Origin of the sequence: Gordonia amarae NBRC 15530 (genome assembly GCF_000241345.1) — a bacterium.
GTDB classification, from domain to species: domain Bacteria; phylum Actinomycetota; class Actinomycetes; order Mycobacteriales; family Mycobacteriaceae; genus Gordonia; species Gordonia amarae.
In genome coordinates this window covers 128,906-146,161 of record NZ_BAED01000033.1, presented here as the reverse complement: position 1 = coordinate 146,161, position 17,256 = coordinate 128,906, and the positions used below count along the sequence as shown (strand labels likewise).

Genomic DNA, 17,256 nt, shown 5'->3' with positions numbered 1-17,256 from the left:
GTACCCTGTCTATGCGTATGACCGCTTTGTAAGGAGCTGTTCAAGGTCCAGCGTTCAACGGTCATCTGACAACGTTCAACGGCATGTTTGGGACGACGAACGGTCGGTGCGGAGCGTTGGTCGTCAACTGCGCCGGCAGTACCCTTCGGCATTTCCGGGAGCGGGAACCTCGTCGTCAGTCCTGCGGCAGGGCGTCGCGTTCGATGGGGCACGACATGCAGCGCGGCCCGCCGCGGCCGCGGCCGAGTTCGTTACCGGCGATCGGGATCACCTGGATTCCGTTGTCACCGAGGAACTTGTTGGTGGTGATGTTGCGTTCGTAGCCGATCACCACGCCGGGCGCGGCCGCCAGGAAGTTGTTGCCGTCGTCCCATTGGGCGCGGGCGGCCTCCAGCCGGTCGATCGGTGCGCGCAACACCCGCAGCTGCTCCACCCCGAGGGCTTCGGCGACCACCGGCCACAGGTCGTCGTTCTCGGTGACGGTGTAGCCGCCGGATTCCTTGGCATGCAGGGTGAACGACCGCAGTGTCTCGGGCAGGTACGGGTAGACGCTGAAGGCATCGCGGTCGACCTGCGTCATCGCGGTGTCCAGATGCATGAAGGCACGCTCACGCGGCAGTTCGACGACGATCGCGGTGTGCACGTTGTCGCTGCGGAACAGTGCCGACGCCAGCACCTCGATGCCCTGCGGGGCGGTGCGCTCGCTGAGGCCGATCATCACATAGCCGTTGCCGATCACCAGGATGTCGCCGCCCTCGATGGTGGCCGGCCCGTGATGGCGCGAATCGTTGCCGTAATAGAAGTCGAACGACTCCGCGGTGAACATCGGGTGGAAGTTGTAGATGACCCGCGAGTTGATGGTCTCGCGCTGGCGGGCCGGTTTGGCCATCGGGTTGATGCTCACACCCGAGTAGATCCAGGCCGAATTGTCGCGCTGGAACAGGTGATTGGGGAGTGGGGCGAGCAGGAAGTCGTCGTCGTCGAGATATGACAGCAGCAGGCTCGACGTGCCGTGCAGGTGCGGGGCGATCTCCCGTTTGAGCAGGCCGCCGATCAGGATCTCGGCGAGTTCACTCGCGTCGTGGGTGCTCAGGAACTCCTTGAGAGGGTCGCTGAGGGCCGGCCCGAACATCGACGGCGTGCTGAGTCGCTCGCGCAGGAACTCCCGTGCGCCGTCTACCTCGATGGCCTCGGCGAGCAGCCGGTGATAGCTGTGTACCCGCGTACCCAGGTCGGTCAGGACCTGGGCGAAGGCCTCATGTTCCTCGCGTGCGCGTTCGGCCCACATGATGTCGTCGAACAACAGCTCGTCGACATTGGACGGGGTCAGCCGGAGCAGTTCGATCCCGGGCTTGTGAAGGATCACCTGCCGCAGCGGGCCGACCTCGGAGTCAACGTGAAAGGTCACCTATGTTCCCGTCGCCGCGCGTTGCCGTGATCTGACGTGTGCCCGCAACGCTAACACCGCGCGGTATGTCGCGCCGGATGTTCGGGAGGGTCTTGCCCCAGTTGGGTTAATGACGTTAACTTAACGTCGATAACACAGAATCGGGAGGATTCAGCATGACGAGCCACGGGGGTATGACCGGCTTTGGGGCCAGAACAAACACCAGGGGGTCACGATGCCGGAACGTCTGACCCGCGCGATCCTCGCCGCGCCCAAAGCGGTGCTGGTGATCGCGCTCGTGCTCTTCATCGGCTCGGGGATCTACGGCGCCGGCGCCGCCAAGGATCTGCTCGCGGGCGGGTTCAGCGACCCGGCCTCCGAGTCGGCCGTCGCCGACAAGATCCTCGACCAGCGTTTCGACCGCGGCGGGCTACAGGCCGTCATCAAGCTCGACGTCGACCTGGGCACCGACATCTCCACCGACTCCACCGCCATGGAGGTCGGCAAGGGGATCGTCGACGAACTCAAGACCATCAGCTACGTGCAGGATCCGGTCCTCTCGATCTGGGATCGGCCGGAACTGGCCGACGGGTTGCTGAGCATCGACAAGTCGTCGACGCAGATCGTCGTCAACCTGTCCGGCGGCGAGGACCACGCCCCAGAGCACGCGGATGCACTCGCCGAGCGGTTCGGCGGGGAGCGGCAGGGTGTGCGGATCCGGGTCGGTGGCCAGGCGATGGTGTACTCCGAGGTCAACACCCAGTCGTCGCGTGATCTGGCCATCGCCGAGGGCATCGCGATCCCGATCACCTTCCTGGTGCTGATCTTCGTGTTCGGTGGTGTCATCGCGGCGTCACTGCCCGTGGGAATCGGCATCGTCGCGATCGTGCTGACCTTCGCCTACCTGCGGCTGATCGCGATCTTCACCGACGTCTCGATCTACGCGCTCAACCTGGCCACCGCGCTGGGACTGGCGCTGGCCATCGATTACACCCTGCTGTTGTTGACCCGCTACCGCGAGGAGGTGCGCGACGGGCGGACGCGCGAGGACGCTATCGTGGCGACGATGGCCACCGCGGGCCGCACGGTGCTGTTCTCGGCGATCACCGTCGCGCTCGCGCTGGCGGCGCTGGTGATCTTCCCGATGTACTTCCTGCGGTCCTTCGCCTACGCCGGGATCGGCGTCGTGGTGGTCGCGCTGGCCGCCGCGCTGATCGTCACCCCGGCATTGCTGGCGCTGCTCGGGCCGCGCGTCGACAGTCTCGACGTCCGCGGGCCGATGCGCAGGCTACTGCGCCGCCCCGGGAGTGTCGGGACCAACGATGTCGAGGACAGCTTCTGGTACCGCATCGCCCGGTTCGCGATGCGCCGCGCCGTGCTGGTGCTGGTGGCGGTGGTCGCGCTGCTGGTGCTGCTCGGCGCGCCGTTCCTGGGGTTCAAGTTCGGTTTCCCCGACGACCGGGTGCTGCCGGCGTCGGCCGTCTCGCACGAGGTGCAACAGGAGATCCGCGACAGTTACAAGCAGAACCTGTCGGGTGTGTCGACGGTGGTGGTCACCGGTGCCAACGACCCCGACAGCTTCGCCCTGCGCAGCTACAGCCAGGACCTGGCCCGGATCAAGGGCGTCGACTCGGTCACCTCATCGGCGGGCCTGTTCCTCGAAGGCGCGCAGGTGGCCGAGGGCGACCCGGCGGCCACCTCCGAGGGCGTGGCGATCGTCACCGTGTCGTCGTCGCTCGAACCCACCAGCGACGCGGCGGGTGACCTGGTGCGCGCCCTGCGGGCCGTCGAACTGCCCGACGGGATGAGCGCACGGGTGACCGGTGTGGCGGCCAACAGCGTCGACACCCTGGATTCGATCTACGGACACCTGCCGTATGTGCTGCTGGTGATCGCCGTCGCCACCTTCATCCTGTTGTTCCTGTTCACCGGCTCGGTGGTGCTGCCGCTCAAGGCGCTGGTGCTCAACGTGCTGTCGCTGTCGGCGACCTTCGGGGCGATGGTGTTCATCTTCCAGGAAGGGCACCTCGGCGGCTTCGGCACCGTGACGACCGGGCATCTGGTGGCCACCATGCCGGTGCTGATGTTCTGCATCGCGTTCGGCCTGTCGATGGACTACGAGGTGTTCCTGCTCGGCCGGATCCGGGAGGAGTTCCTCGCCTCGGACGGCAGCCGGGAGGCAGGCGACCACGCCGTGGCGGTCGGCCTGGCCAAGACCGGCCGGGTGATCACCGCGGCCGCACTGTTGATGAGCATCGTGTTCGCGGCGATGGCCGCCTCGGGAGTGTCGTTCATGCGGATGTTCGGGGTGGGTCTGACCATCGCCGTGCTCATGGACGCCACACTGATCCGGCTGTTGCTGGTGCCCGCGTTCATGCGGCTGATGGGCCGGCTCAACTGGTGGGCTCCCGGGCCGCTGCGCGCACTCCACCAGCGGATCGGCCTGTCCGAATCACACAGGGTCGAATCCCATGGGGCCGAGCCGGCGCCGGACGAATGGGTACGGGCGGATACGTGAGGATGCAGTCATGACGGTCCGCCGGCGGTCGCCGCGCGGATCCGGTGAGCGGCTCGCCGGTGAGATCATCGACGCGGCCACCGAACTGCTGATCGACGCGGGCGACGACTCGGCGGTGTCGATCCGGTCGGTCGCCACGCGCGTCGGGGTCACCCCACCGTCGATCTACCTGCATTTTGCCGACAAGCAGGAACTGCTCGACGCGGTGTGGCTGCGCTACTTCGAGAACATCGACGGTGTGCTCGCGGCCGCGTGCGAGGATGTCGACGATCCGGTCGAGCGGCTGGTGCGGATGGGTGTGGCGTATGTGCGCTTCGCCGTCGGCGCGCCGGCGCTGTACCGGCTGCTCGACGGGCGGACGCCGCGAAAAGGTCACAGCACGAAGGGTGACGAGGTCCGGGCGGCGTCGGCGTTCGGCAGGCTCGATGAGGCCGTCACCCGACTTGCCGAGTCGGGGGTGCTCCCGAGCCGCGATCCCCCAGCCGTGGTCCTCGAACTCTGGGCCGCCGCACACGGCATCGCATCGTTGATGATCTGCCAGCCCGACCTGGGCTGGGACGACGACCTGAGTCATGCCGAGCACCTGTTCACCGCGGTGTGCCGGGGGATGACCGCCACCGGTTCGCCACGCGCGTACGGACCGCACACCACACGAGATGGTCAAGAGTAGGTAAAGTCGGAACCCTACGTAGCGGTCACACGTTGGTGTAATCAGACGCCTACCCAGAAGGAGCCTGTGGTGAGAGAGAGCAGTAACCCGGTTATGCGCGGAGTCGTCCGCGATAACCAGACCGGTTTCGCCGGATTCGGCGCCGGGGCCGCGGGGGCGGCCCAGGGCGCGATGTTCAACCAGCCCGGCCAGCAGTACGACCCCTACGCGCAGCAGTATCCGCAGCCCGCACCCGCGACGTCAAGGCAACTCACTGTCGACGATGTGGTCACCAAGACCGCCATCACGCTGGGCGTTCTGACCCTCATGGCCATCGTCTCCTACTTCCTGGTCGACTCCAACGACGCGCTGGCCACGCCACTGATGGCCGTCGGCGCGATCGGCGGCCTGGTTCTCGTACTCGTCGCAAGCTTCGGCCGCAAGCAGGACAACCCGGCCATCGTGCTCGCCTACGCGGCGTTCGAGGGCCTGTTCGTCGGATCGATCTCGTTCGTCTTCGGTAACTGGGTGGTCAGTGGAGACACCTCGGCCGGTGCGTTGATCGGTCAGGCGGTGCTCGGCACGTTCGGCGTGTTCTTCGGGATGCTGGTGGTGTACAAGGTCGGCGCGATCCGCGTCACACCACGGTTTACCCGGATGCTGTTCGCCGCCATGATCGGCGTCTGCGTGCTGATGCTCGGCAACCTGGTCGCGAGCTTCTTCACCGACGGCGGCTTCGGCCTGCGCGACGGTGGCCCGCTGGCGATCATCTTCTCGCTCGTCTGCATCGGTATCGCCGCGTTCAGCTTCCTGCTCGACTTCGATTCGGCCGACCGCCTGATCCGCGCCGGTGCCCCCGCCAAGGCCGCCTGGGGTGTGGCACTCGGCCTCACCGTCACCCTGGTGTGGCTGTACGTCGAAATCCTGCGTCTGCTGAGCTACTTCAACTCGGACTAGACGCCCGCGTCGCCGAACACAACAAGAACCGCCCCGGAGATATCTCCGGGGCGGTTCTTGTTGACGCAGGTAGATCAGGACAGACGCTCGAGAACCATCGCCATTCCCTGGCCACCGCCGACACACATCGACTCGATGCCGAAGGTCTTGTCGTGGGTCTGCAGGTTGTTGAGCAGAGTGGTGGTGATGCGGGCGCCGGTCATGCCGAACGGGTGGCCGATCGCGATGGCACCGCCGGAGACGTTGAGCTTGTCGTGGTCGATGCCCAGTTCGTTGGCCGAACCGAGGACCTGCACGGCGAACGCCTCGTTGATCTCGACGAGGTCGATGTCCGAGAGCGACATACCCGAGATGCGCAGCACCTTGCGGATCGCCTCGATCGGGCCCAGGCCCATGATCTCGGGCGACAGGCCGGTCGCGGCGGTGGCGACGACACGGGCCAGCGGGGTCAGGCCCAGTTCCTTGGCCTTGGTGTCGCTCATGATGACCAGCGCGGCAGCACCGTCGTTGAGCGGGCAGGCGTTGCCGGCGGTGATGGTGCCGTCGGGCCGGAACACCGGCTTGAGCTGGCTGATCTTGTCGTAGGTGGTGCCGGCGCGCGGGCCGTCGTCGGTGGACACCTGGGTGCCGTCGGGCAGCGTGACCGGGTCGATCTCGCGGGCGAAGAAGCCTGCGTTGATGGCGGCCTCGGCGCGGTTCTGGCTCAGCACGCCCCAGCGGTCCTGGTCCTCGCGGGAGATGCCGGTGTAGCTGGCCACGTTCTCGGCGGTCTGGCCCATCGCGATGTAGACGTCGGGGATCAGGCCGTCCTCGCGGGGGTCGTGCCAGCTGCCGGCGCCACCTTCGGAGGTCTTCTCGCTGCGGGCGATGGCCTCGTCGAACACGGCGTTCTTGGAGTTGGGGGCGCCGTCGGCACCGCCGGAGATGCCGAAGCTGGACACGCTCTCGACGCCACCGGAGATCACCACGTCGACCTCACCGGCCTTGATGGCGTGCAGCGCCATGCGGGTCGTCTGCAGCGACGACGAGCAGTAGCGGTTGACGGTCACGCCGGGGATGTGGTCGTAGCCGAGTTCGACGGCGATGACGCGGGCGATGTTGTAGCCGCCCTGGCCGCCGGGCTGTCCGATACCCCAGTGGATGTCCTCGATGTCCTTGGGGTCGAGCGAAGGCACCTTGGCGAGCGCGGCGGCCACCATCTGGCGCGAGAGCTCGTCGGGGCGAACGTCTTTCAGAGATCCCTTACCGGCGCGGCCGATCGGGGAACGGGCATGGGCGACAATCACTGCTTCTGGCATGTGAAACACGTTACTTCACCGGTTCCGGGCGGTGGAAACAGTCCTCGGCGCGGACTCAGGTGAACAGTCTTCGCAGCCTGTTCACCGGCTTGCGCCGCTCGGCGGCCTCCGACACCTCGGGCGGCTCGGGCAGCGGCTCAGGACCCCATTCGCCGATGGCGGCGAGCACCTCCGGGAGCAGGATGTCGGCGGCGAGCGCATAGCCGGTGGCCGACGGATGGTAGTGATCGGGCGACAGCATCGAATCCGGTTGTTCCCGGAAGGATTTGGCGAGCATGTCGGCCATCGGGACTGCCCGCCCGCCCGCCGAGCGGACCGCCCCGCGCTGCGCCGAGGCCAGGCGCAGGCCGTATCGGCGCAGCACGGTGCGCAACGGCTGCGGGATGGCGGTGATCACGCCGAAATCGGGGCAGGTGGCCACCACCACCTTGGCGTCGTTGTCGACGAGGAACCGCACCGCCGCCCCGAGGCGCTGGGCCGACGCCCGGATCCCGTTGGTCGCGGTCACGTCGTTGGCGCCGATGATGATCACCGCGACATGCGGACGGTCGCCGGCCACCAGCATCGCGTCGATCTGCCCGGCCAGTCCCTTGGAGGTGGCCCCGACAATTGCCTTGTTGGAGTAGCGCACCACCTGGCCGGTGTGGTCGGCCACCATCCGGGCCAGGAGCACCCCGGGTGTCTCGTCGGCGACCTCGGCCCCCAGTCCGGCCCCGGTCGAGTCGCCGAACACCACCAGGTGGATGTTGAAGTCGAGGCCGCGGCGATACCAGACGGGCCCGGTGCCGTCGGGGTAGTACACGCCGTCGCCGTTCGGTGCGCCGTCGGTGGGGCGCGGGATGACGGTGCGCGCGTGTTCGGCCTGCCCGTTGAGGTAGGTGTACACACCCCGGTAAGCGGCCCACGAGGCGGTTGCGGTGGCCGCCGCAGCCGCCAGCGCCGCACCGCCGTCACGGACCGCGCGGTCGCTCAGTGGAAAAGAACCCGGCACAAACCCACCCTAGTAGCCGTTCTCGCGCACCTGCGGGAGCAGAGCTGCGCTGTTTTCCGATCCGGCGGAGCGATACCGCAGGTGGGATTCGAGGTCTGAACCCATAGATGGGACGATGGAGGAATGCGCATCGCGAATCACGTCGTCGACCTGGTGGGCAACACACCCCTTGTCAAGCTCAATTCGGTGGTCAAGCCCGGCTCCGGTCTGGTCGCGGCCAAGGTCGAATACCTCAATCCCGGCGGCAGCAGCAAGGACCGCATCGCCGCCGGAATGGTGGACGCGGCCGAGGCCTCGGGCGAACTCAAGCCCGGCGGCACCATCGTCGAGCCCACCTCCGGCAACACCGGCGTGGGTCTGGCCCTCGTCGCACAGCAACGCGGCTACAAGTGTGTGTTCGTCTGTCCGGACAAGGTCGGTGAGGACAAGCGCAACGTACTCAAGGCCTACGGCGCGGAGGTCGTGGTCTGTCCCACGGCCGTGCCGCCGGAGCACCCCGACAGCTACTACAACGTCTCCGACCGCCTGGTCCGCGAGATCGAGGGCGCCTGGAAACCCAACCAGTACGCCAACCCGGCGGGACCGCAGAGCCACTACGAGACCACCGGCCCCGAGATCTGGCGGGACACCGACGGGAAGGTCACCCATTTCGTGGCCGGCGTCGGCACCGGCGGCACCATCACCGGCACCGGCCGCTACCTTAAGGAGATCTCCGGCGGCAAGGTGAAGGTCGTCGGCGTCGACCCCGAGGGTTCGGTGTACTCCGGCGGGACCGGCCGGCCGTACCTGGTCGAGGGTGTGGGTGAGGATTTCTGGCCCGCGGCCTACGATCCGTCGATCCCCGACGAGATCATCGCGGTCTCCGACGCCGACTCGTTCGACATGACCCGCCGCCTGGCCCGCGAGGACGGGCTGCTGGTGGGTGGCTCCTGCGGCATGGCCGTGGTCGCCGCGCTGCGGGTCGCCGAACGTGAGGGTCCCGACGCCGTGGTCGTGGTGCTGCTGCCCGACGGCGGCCGTGGCTACATGGCCAAGATCTTCAACGACAAGTGGATGAGCAGCTACGGCTTCCTGCGGTCCACCCTCGACGGCAAGGCCGCCGGTGAACCGCTGGTGGGCGACGTGCTCCGCGGCAAGGGCGGGGAACTGCCCGACCTGGTGCACACCCACCCGTCGGAAACCCTGCGCGATGCCATCGAGATCCTGCGTGAGTACGGCGTCTCCCAGATGCCGGTCGTCGGCGCCGAACCGCCGGTGATGGCCGGTGAGGTGGCCGGGGCGGTCACCGAACGCGACCTGCTCAGCGCGGTCTTCGAGGGCCGAGCCAGCCTCGCCGACCCGGTGTCGGCGCATATGGGCGAGCCGTTCCCCCTGATCGGTTCGGGTGAACCGGTCTCCGCCGCGACCAAGGCGCTCAGCGAGTCCGACGCGTTGATGGTGGTCGAAGACGGTAAGCCCGTCGGCGTCATCACCCGTCACGACCTGCTCGCCTTCGTCAGCACACATCCCTTCGCCGGATAGGACAACAACCATGAGCCAAGGCTTTTCGACCCGCGCCATCCACGCCGGATACGATCCCGATCCGCTGACCGGCGCCGTCAACGTCCCCATCTACGCGTCGTCGACGTTCGCCCAGGACGGGGTGGGCGGGCTGCGCGGCGGATTCGAATACGCGCGCACCGGCAACCCCACCCGGCGTGCCCTCGAGGCCAATATCGCAGCCCTCGAAGGCGGCACCTTCGGGCGTGCCTTCGCCTCCGGCATGGCCGCCACCGACGCCCTGCTGCGCGCCACCCTGCGCCCGGGTGATCACCTGGTCATCCCGAACGACGCCTACGGCGGCACGTTCCGGCTCATCGACAAGGTGTTCACGCAGTGGGGCATCGACTACTCGGTCGCGCCGATCACCGACGCCGACGCCGTGCGCGCCGCCATCACCGACAAGACCAAGCTGGTGTGGATCGAAACCCCCACCAACCCGCTGCTCAACGTCGGCGACATCGCCGTCCTCGCCGAGATCGCCCACGGCGCCGGCGCGAAACTGGTGGTGGACAACACCTTCGCCTCGCCCTACCTGCAGCAGCCGCTGGCCCTCGGCGCCGACGTGGTGCTGCACTCGACCACCAAGTACCTCGGCGGGCACTCCGACGTGGTCGGCGGAGCCCTGGTCACCGACGACGAACAGCTCGACGTCGACATCGCCTTCCTGCAGAATGGCGCGGGTGCGGTGCCGGGACCGTTCGACGGCTACCTGACGATGCGCGGCATCAAGACCCTCGCTGTCCGCATGGACCGGCACAGCGACAACGCCGAGCGCGTCGTCGAGTTCCTGTCCGGCCACTCGAAGATCGAGAAGGTCCTGTACCCGGGTCTGCCCGATCACCCCGGCCACGACGTGGCGGCCAAGCAGATGGCCCGCTACGGCGGCATGGTGTCGGTGCTGGTCGCCGGTGGCCTGGAGGCGGCTCAGGACTTCTGCGCCCGCACCGAGGTGTTCACCCTCGCCGAGTCCCTCGGCGGCATCGAATCGCTGATCGAGCATCCGGGCGCCATGACCCACGCCTCGACGGCCGGTTCGCTGCTCGAGGTCCCCGACAACCTGGTCCGGCTGTCGGTGGGCATCGAGGACATCGACGACATCCTCGGCGACCTGGAGAAAGCGCTGCACTGAGTTGAATGGTCGGGGTCTCGGCCGGCCCTGAAGTCCCGGTCTTCCTCCCTCGCTCCCCGGTCGCAGCTCCCGACTCGCTCGGTCGTCCAGACCGGGCCGGGCCGACCGCACCCCTCCGAATTGATGGTCGGGGTCTCGGCCGGCCGGGCATGACCGGGCCGACTGAACCCCTCCTGCGTATTCTGGGCTGAGTGTCCACGTCGCAGGCTGAATCCCCCGTCGTGACGGTGATCGGGCTGCTCGGCCCGATCACCGTCGCGGGAGCATCCGCGACGTCCGGTGCATCAGAACCCGCGCCCATCGCCGGGGTGCGCGCCCGCAGGTTGCTGGTGTCACTGGCCCTGGCCGACGGCCGGGTCCGGACGGCCGAGCGCCTCATCGACGACGTGTGGGGCGACGATCCGCCGGGATCGCCGCCGGCGGCTTTGCATACGCAGATCTCGCGGCTGCGCTCGATACTGGGACACGGCCGGCTGGAGGCGGTGGCCGGCGGTTATCGGCTGACCGGGTGCCGCACCGATCTGGACATCGCCGGCGAACTCGTCGCTTCGGGGACCGGCGGCGATCTCGCCGCGGCGGACCGGCTGTGGCGTGGGGTACCCGGCGACGATCTCGGTGACGCGGCGGGCGGAATCGCCGGTGAGTTGACGGCCCGCGCCACCGCGTTGCGGGACAAGCTCGACCGCACCCGCATCGGGGTACTGCTGGCCGACGGTGATCACGCGTCCGCCCGGGCTCTCGCGGAAAACCTCTGTGCGGCAGAATTTCTCGATGAGACCGCGCACATGTGGCTGATGCGGGCGCTGGCCGGCGAGGGCCGCGTGGCCGATGCGCTGGCCGTGTTCGTGCGGCTGCGCCGTGAACTGTCGTCCCAACTGGGTGCCGACCCGGGTCCTGAGATCACCGCGTTGAACGCCCAATTGCTCTCTGGCGCAAAGAACTCCAATGCAGACGATTCTGGCGTGCGGGCAGCACCGGTCACCGGAAGAAGGCGAGCCAAGGTCGTCGGCCTGATCGCGGATGCGTCCGAACTCGTCGGCCGGGATGGTGACATCGCCGCCATTATCGACCTGCTCGCCGCCGGTCGGCTCGTCACCGTCCAAGGGCCGGGCGGCGTGGGCAAGACCCGCATCTCCCACCGGGTCGGGGCCCGGCTCGCGGAGACCGGCCGCTCCGTCTTCTATGTCCAGCTGGCGCCGGTCCGTGACGACGACGACGTGGTGGCCGCGGTCGCGTCGACGCTCGGGGTGGGCGATGCCGAGTGGACGCCCGGCGGCCGTACGCGCCGCCCTCCGGGCGATCTCACCGTCCGCATCGTCGATGAGATCCGCGGGGCCGACACCGTGCTGATCCTCGACAACTGCGAGCAGGTGCTCGACGGGTGTGCCCGTCTGGTCGCCGAACTCCTTGCCGCCGAACAGAATCTGACGGTGCTCACCACCAGCAGATCGCCGTTGCTGCTGGCCGCCGAGAACATCTATCCGCTGCCCACGCTCGCCGTCGGCGTCGACGGTGCGTCGGTGGAACTGTTCGGTCGTCGGGCGCGGGCCATCCGGCCCACGGTGTCCCTCGACCCGGTCGAGGTGGCGGCGCTGTGCGACAGGCTCGACGGACTGCCACTGGCCATCGAACTCGCCGCGGCGCGCATCCGGACGATGTCGGTGGGGGAGATCACCGCCAGACTCGATGAACGGTTCGGGTTGTTGCGCGGCAACGACCGCGGCGCCCCCGATCGTCACCGCACCCTGTACGCGGTCATCGACTGGAGCTGGGACCTGCTCGGTGACGACGCGCGGTCGGCGCTGCGGTCGCTGTGCAGGCTCCCCGCCGGATTCACCGCGGAAACTGCAGCGGTCATCTTGGGCTACAGTGGCTTTCGCGTCGATGACGTCCTCGAGGAGTTGGTCAATCAGTCGTTGCTCGCGGTGGTGGAGACGGCGACGGGCACCCGGTACCGGATGCTGGAGACCGTGCGGGAGTTCGGCGAGGCCAAGCTGGCCGACGATTCCGCCGCGTCGCGAGTCGTCGATGAGGCGATCTGCCACTGGGCAAGGGCTTTCGCGCTGGAGGTCGGTGCCGAATACGAATGTGCCTTCGCCTCGCCCGCTCTCATGGACCGGGTCGGTGCGGAGGCCGAGAACCTGGTCTGGGTTCTGAGGCGTTGTGTCACAGTGGAAACCGGACCGCTGACCGGCGACGAACTCGCCACCGTGGTGACGGTGTTTCCGGTGCTCGGCGGCCTGTGGGTGATCCGGGGCCTGCATTCGGAGGTCATCGCGTGGAGTACCAGAGTGATGGGGGTACTGCCCCGGCCCTCGGGCGATCTGCCCGACGAACTGCGGAAGTTCTGGCAGGCAACGGTTCTCGTGTCATCCATCCATCAGATGATGCACCGGAACCTGCGGCACGTCGCGCGGGGCCGGATGCTGTTGCGCACCTTGCTGCATCGCGACACCGTCATGAGCGAACCGACCGACTTCCTGTCGGCGCTGGCACTGGCCGGTGCGGGTGCGCCGGCGCACCGGCTCATCGCCACCGGAGTGCGCGCCGGTTCACCGAAGGTGGCGCTCATCGCCCGCGGGCTGCGGATGGCCGGTTGGGAGAACACCGGAGCACTCGACCTGGCACTGCGGGAGGGTCTGCGCATGCTCGAGCTCACCTCCCGCTACGACGACATCTGGTTGTCGGCGATGCCGAAGAACACGGTGGCCGGCATCTACGGCCAACGCGCGCAATGGGAACACGCCATCGGCTACTACCGGGACGCCATCGGTCAACTGGAGCAGGTCGCGGCCACCGAGGACTCGGACGGCTCGCGCTGCTATCTCGCGGGCGCCCTGGCGGCGCTCGGGCGGTTCGACGAGGCCGAACGTGTGCTGGCCCCGATCGCGGACGGGTGGACGGCGCGAGACGGCGATCCGCAGGGCCATCCCGAGGTGACCTCCGCGATGATGATGGTGTCTGCCGAGATCTGCCACGGCCGGGGCGACAGACGCGGCGCCGCTGAGGTATTCGGCCGATCGGCCGCGCTCATCCGTCGCGAGCACCCGTTCCTCACCGGGGATCCCGGCGCGGTCATGCTGATCAGTGGATCGGTGGCCGGTCTGCTCGACTGCGGTGACACCACCACGGCCCTCGACTATCTCGGTGTCCTGAGTGAAGGGCTGCGGTCGACACTCGGCGGCCGGACCTGGCTCGATCTGCCGCAGGGCGCCACCATCGCGCTCATCGTCGGCAGGCTCCTCACCCTCGACCAGGCCACCGCGGCGGACGGTGCCCGGCTCATGGCGCTCGGAGTGCGGCTCGGCGCCCGGCGGGATATGCCGAGCCTGCACCGCGCGGTCGTCGACGCCCAGCCGAACTCGGGTCTGTCCGAGGACGACTGGGCGTCGTTGTGGGATGCCGTGCGACGGCTGTCCCGGCATCAGGTGCGCGAGGAGATCCTCGATTTCGCGACCAGCAGCCTGCCGTGACGGGCTGTCAGGCGTTGCGCATGTAGGCACGCACCGCCAGCGGGGCGAAGATCGCGGTCACCACCGCGGCCCCGAGCAGTGACCAGCCCACATGCGAACTCGCATGACCGTCGGTGGTCAGGTCACGCACCGCGCTCACCAGATGGCTGACCGGGTTGACCTTGACCCACGCCTGCATCCAGCCGGGCATTGTGTCGGCGGGAACGAAGGCATTGGAGGCGAAGGTGAGCGGGAACATGATCATCATCGAGACACCCTGCACCGCGGAGGCTTTGCTCATCAGGCAGCCCATCAGCGCGAAGATCCAGGACAGTGCGAAGCTGCACACCATGATCAGCAGTGCTGATGCCACAACCCCGAAGGCGTCGGGCCGCCAGCCCATGATGAGGCCCATGATCACCGTCAGGACGGTGGCGACGAAGTAGCGGATCACGTCGGCGAGCAGCGCACCGGCCAGTGGGCTGATCCGGGCGATAGGCAGTGACCGGAACCGGTCGAACACGCCCTTGTCCATGTCTTCGCGCAACTGGGTTCCGGTGACGATCGAGGTCAGAATCACCGTCTGCACCATGATGCCCGGGATGATCACCGGCAGATACGACTTCACGTCGCCGCTGATCGCACCGCCGAACACGTAGGTGAACAGCAGGGTGAAGATGATCGGCTGGAACGTGACGTCGAAGAGCTGCTCGGGATTGTGCCGGATCTTCAGCACGCCCCGGTAGGCCATCGAAAACGACTGTGCGATCGTCTCAGAAAGGGAGACAGACGTTTTCGCGTGCAGCCGGGCCGATTCGGTACGGATCGCCGGCCGGTGGTCGGGGTTGGTCTGCGGTGTTGTCGTGGTCATGTCAGGCCACCTCCTTGGTCTCGTCGTCGGCAGTCGCCGACTTGCCGGTGATGGTGAGGAACACCTCGTCGAGCGTCGGCTTCTGGACGTTGATCTCATCGATCTCGATATTGTTCTCGCGCAAGGCGATCAGGATGTCGGGCACCACGTCGGAGCGGTTCAGGCCCGCGGTGACCCGGGCTGCCTCGGGGCTCAGGGCGGCGCCGCCCAGGAACCGGTCGACGATCTCGAGCACCCGCGGGGCGTCGGCGCGGTCGGCCGGCGTCAGTTGCAGCGTGGTCGAGCCGACGGACTGTTTGAGTTCGTCGGCGGTGCCGTCGGCGATCACCACCCCGTGGTCGATGACGGCGATCCGGTCGGCGAGCTGATCGGCCTCGTCGAGATACTGCGTGGTGAGCAGCACCGTCGAACCCTGCTTGACCAGATCGCGGATCGTGTCCCACATCTGCGCCCGGGTGCGTGGGTCGAGGCCGGTGGTCGGCTCGTCGAGGAACAGCAGCGGCGGGGTGTCGATGAGGCTGGCCGCCAGGTCGAGCCGCCGGCGCATACCGCCCGAGAACTCCTTGAGGGGGCGGTTGGTGGCCTCGGTCAGCGCGAACGCCTCCAGGAGTTCGCCGGCGCGGCTGCGGGCCCGGGCCCGGGAGAAGCCGAGCAGCCGCGCGAACAGCACCAGATTCTGCATCGCGGTCAGGTCCTCATCGACCGATGCGTACTGCCCGGTGACGCCGACGAGCGAGCGGACGGCCACGGCGTCGTCGACGACGTCGTAGCCGAACACCTTCGCACTGCCGGCGTCGGGACGCAGCAGGGTCGCGAGCATGCTCACGGTGGTCGTCTTTCCGGCACCGTTCGGTCCGAGGACGCCGTACACCGATCCGGTCGGGACGGTCAGGTCGACGCCGTTGACGGCGTGGGTGTCGCCGAAGTGCTTCACCAGGCTGGTGGCCTCGATGGCCGGCTCCCCGGTGATCTCATGTCGAGGGGTTGTGTCGTGTGTCATGGCGACAACGATGCGCGGTGCACCTGTCGCGAGACTTACACCGGCTTACGCGGCCCTCGCGTGCGCTGTCGGGAGGAGCCGGCGCCACGGCCGGGCGGCGATCGCCGTGGCCGGCGCGAACCGCTCCAGCAGGATCGGCGTGGACGCCATCACCCTGAGATGACGGGCCAGCATCGTCTGGTGCGAATGCGTGCGCCGGTGGTCGATGACGGCCATCCCGATCAGCAGCATCGGGATGAGCAGGTAGCCGAACCGGCCGACGGGGGCGAGTAGGAAGAAGCAGGTCAGGCCCACTGCCACGTAGCCCGCCAGCGCCGAGAAGGAGCGCGGCGGATTCCGCAGCAGCGACAGCGCGATGAGTGCCCCGCACACCGCGAGCAGAACCATGTCGGCGTTGCGGCCCGCGGGTCCGAACTCGGCCAGCAGCACACCGGGCATCGGGCTGCGCGCCGGCGTGCTGACGGGTCCATGACCGGTCGGGAACTCGAATACCTGGGCGATGGTGTCCGGCAGCGCGAGCATCGCCGGGATGACGAACGTGACCGACGCGACGGACAGGACCGCCACGAACTTCAGCACAGCCCCGCGACCGAACCTGGTCAGCAGGAAGGCCGCGACGATGGGCAGGGCCAGCAATGCGACCCACTTGATGGCGAATGCCGCCGCGAGGCAGATCGCACCGGCGACCAGGCGCTGCCGGGACACCAGGGCCAGCGTCAGGATCAGGAAACCCGCCAGCGGAAGGTCGACGCCGCTGGCGCACAGTTCCAGGGCGACCGTCGGCGAGGCGACCAGGAGCAGCGCGGCGCCGGCGCTCCACCAGTTCAGTGAGCCGAGGATCCGCAGCGACCCCCAGATCGCGATGCCCGCGATCAGCGCGCACCACAGGCGTGGGTCACCGACCGCGTTCCAGGCGCTGCCCGGGTCGATGCCGGTGCGGGCGAGCAGTGCGCGTGGTACCCCGAACACCGCCATCATCGGCAGGTACGGGTTGATGTCGGTGACGTTGGTGGCGTCGGGCAGATACGGGATGCCGTTGCGCAGCAGTAGGTCGCCGGAGCGGGCGACGACGTTGATCTCGCTCTGCATCGGATACTGCCCGGACGTCAGTGTGATGAACGGCACAATAACCGATCCGATGGTGGCCACCACCCGTGCCAGCGCCGTGCGCGAGATGCCGAGGTTGATCGGGGCAAGTCCGACGAATGCGGCGATACAGTACCCGATGGCCGCCGAATGTGCCCAGGTGACGTGCGTGTCGAAGCCGGACAGGACGTACACGAGGTACGCGCCGCAACCGAACAACAGGTACGCGGTGGCCTCGATATGCCGCGTTCCCACACGCCTGTAGAGGCCGTGGAGAAGTGCGTCGTCAAGCATCTGGATACCTAAGCGTTACTCTTGGTGGTCGGTGAGTTGCACATGTGTGTGCCTGAAGATTTCACCCAGACGTTACCCGTGG

At 67.9% G+C, this 17,256-nt stretch carries 12 protein-coding genes; 6 read left to right on the top strand and 6 right to left on the bottom strand.

What is annotated here, in order from left to right:
• Positions 1-175: 175 nt before the first annotated feature.
• Positions 176-1,408: an arginine deiminase gene (locus GOAMR_RS09255; RefSeq protein ID WP_005186089.1), complete on the bottom strand. Its 1,233-nt coding sequence runs from the start codon at positions 1,406-1,408 to the stop codon at positions 176-178.
• Between the two features lie 214 nt (positions 1,409-1,622).
• On the opposite strand from GOAMR_RS09255, the gene GOAMR_RS09250 reads away from it, so the two are divergent.
• The 3 genes from GOAMR_RS09250 to GOAMR_RS09240 all read left to right on the top strand — a co-directional run bounded on the left by GOAMR_RS09250 (position 1,623) and on the right by GOAMR_RS09240 (position 5,511).
• The gene (locus tag GOAMR_RS09250; protein WP_005186085.1) at positions 1,623-3,905 is read left to right on the top strand and encodes an MMPL family transporter; all 2,283 of its coding nucleotides are present in this window, start codon (positions 1,623-1,625) and stop codon (positions 3,903-3,905) included.
• 10 nt (positions 3,906-3,915) lie between these two features.
• The gene (locus tag GOAMR_RS09245; RefSeq protein ID WP_005186082.1) at positions 3,916-4,575 is read left to right on the top strand and encodes a TetR/AcrR family transcriptional regulator; all 660 of its coding nucleotides are present in this window, start codon (positions 3,916-3,918) and stop codon (positions 4,573-4,575) included.
• 69 nt (positions 4,576-4,644) lie between these two features.
• Positions 4,645-5,511, top strand: a complete 867-nt coding sequence (locus GOAMR_RS09240; protein ID WP_040514780.1) for a Bax inhibitor-1/YccA family protein — start codon at positions 4,645-4,647, stop codon at positions 5,509-5,511.
• A 74-nt stretch (positions 5,512-5,585) separates the two neighbouring features.
• On the opposite strand, the gene GOAMR_RS09235 is transcribed toward GOAMR_RS09240, so the two are convergent.
• Together GOAMR_RS09235 and GOAMR_RS09230 are read right to left on the bottom strand one after the other, a co-directional pair.
• A complete protein-coding gene (locus GOAMR_RS09235) occupies positions 5,586-6,809 on the bottom strand; it encodes an acetyl-CoA C-acetyltransferase (protein ID WP_005186075.1) in 1,224 nt (407 codons plus the stop codon).
• 55 nt (positions 6,810-6,864) lie between these two features.
• Entirely contained in the window at positions 6,865-7,800 is a 936-nt protein-coding gene (locus tag GOAMR_RS09230; protein WP_005186073.1) for an SGNH/GDSL hydrolase family protein, read from the bottom strand.
• Between the two features lie 123 nt (positions 7,801-7,923).
• On the opposite strand from GOAMR_RS09230, the gene GOAMR_RS09225 reads away from it, so the two are divergent.
• The 3 genes from GOAMR_RS09225 (at position 7,924) to GOAMR_RS09215 (ending at position 13,944) form a co-directional block, all read left to right on the top strand.
• Positions 7,924-9,321, top strand: a complete 1,398-nt coding sequence (locus tag GOAMR_RS09225) for a cystathionine beta-synthase (protein ID WP_005186070.1) — start codon at positions 7,924-7,926, stop codon at positions 9,319-9,321.
• A gap of 10 nt (positions 9,322-9,331) precedes the next feature.
• Positions 9,332-10,471: a cystathionine gamma-synthase gene (locus tag GOAMR_RS09220; protein ID WP_005186066.1), complete on the top strand. Its 1,140-nt coding sequence runs from the start codon at positions 9,332-9,334 to the stop codon at positions 10,469-10,471.
• Between the two features lie 191 nt (positions 10,472-10,662).
• A complete protein-coding gene (locus GOAMR_RS09215; RefSeq protein WP_005186063.1) occupies positions 10,663-13,944 on the top strand; it encodes an AfsR/SARP family transcriptional regulator in 3,282 nt (1,093 codons plus the stop codon).
• A 7-nt stretch (positions 13,945-13,951) separates the two neighbouring features.
• On the opposite strand, the gene GOAMR_RS09210 is transcribed toward GOAMR_RS09215, so the two are convergent.
• The 3 genes from GOAMR_RS09210 to GOAMR_RS09200 are packed head-to-tail and all read right to left on the bottom strand — an operon-like array spanning position 13,952 to position 17,174.
• Complete coding sequence (locus GOAMR_RS09210; RefSeq protein ID WP_005186061.1) at positions 13,952-14,794, bottom strand: ABC transporter permease; 843 nt, start codon at positions 14,792-14,794, stop codon at positions 13,952-13,954.
• Between the two features lies 1 nt (position 14,795).
• A complete protein-coding gene (locus tag GOAMR_RS09205) occupies positions 14,796-15,794 on the bottom strand; it encodes a daunorubicin resistance protein DrrA family ABC transporter ATP-binding protein (protein ID WP_005186059.1) in 999 nt (332 codons plus the stop codon).
• 45 nt (positions 15,795-15,839) lie between these two features.
• Positions 15,840-17,174: a DUF2029 domain-containing protein gene (locus GOAMR_RS09200; protein WP_005186055.1), complete on the bottom strand. Its 1,335-nt coding sequence runs from the start codon at positions 17,172-17,174 to the stop codon at positions 15,840-15,842.
• Positions 17,175-17,256 lie beyond the last annotated feature (82 nt).

Coding starts and splice junctions, on each gene's coding strand:
- GOAMR_RS09250 (WP_005186085.1), top strand. CDS start 1,623: ATGCCGGAACGTCTGACCCGCGCGATCCTCGCCGCGCCCAAAGCGGTG.
- GOAMR_RS09245 (WP_005186082.1), top strand. CDS start 3,916: ATGACGGTCCGCCGGCGGTCGCCGCGCGGATCCGGTGAGCGGCTCGCC.
- GOAMR_RS09235 (WP_005186075.1), bottom strand. CDS start 6,809: ATGCCAGAAGCAGTGATTGTCGCCCATGCCCGTTCCCCGATCGGCCGC.
- GOAMR_RS09225 (WP_005186070.1), top strand. CDS start 7,924: ATGCGCATCGCGAATCACGTCGTCGACCTGGTGGGCAACACACCCCTT.
- GOAMR_RS09220 (WP_005186066.1), top strand. CDS start 9,332: ATGAGCCAAGGCTTTTCGACCCGCGCCATCCACGCCGGATACGATCCC.
- GOAMR_RS09210 (WP_005186061.1), bottom strand. CDS start 14,794: ATGACCACGACAACACCGCAGACCAACCCCGACCACCGGCCGGCGATC.
- GOAMR_RS09205 (WP_005186059.1), bottom strand. CDS start 15,794: ATGACACACGACACAACCCCTCGACATGAGATCACCGGGGAGCCGGCC.
- GOAMR_RS09200 (WP_005186055.1), bottom strand. CDS start 17,174: ATGCTTGACGACGCACTTCTCCACGGCCTCTACAGGCGTGTGGGAACG.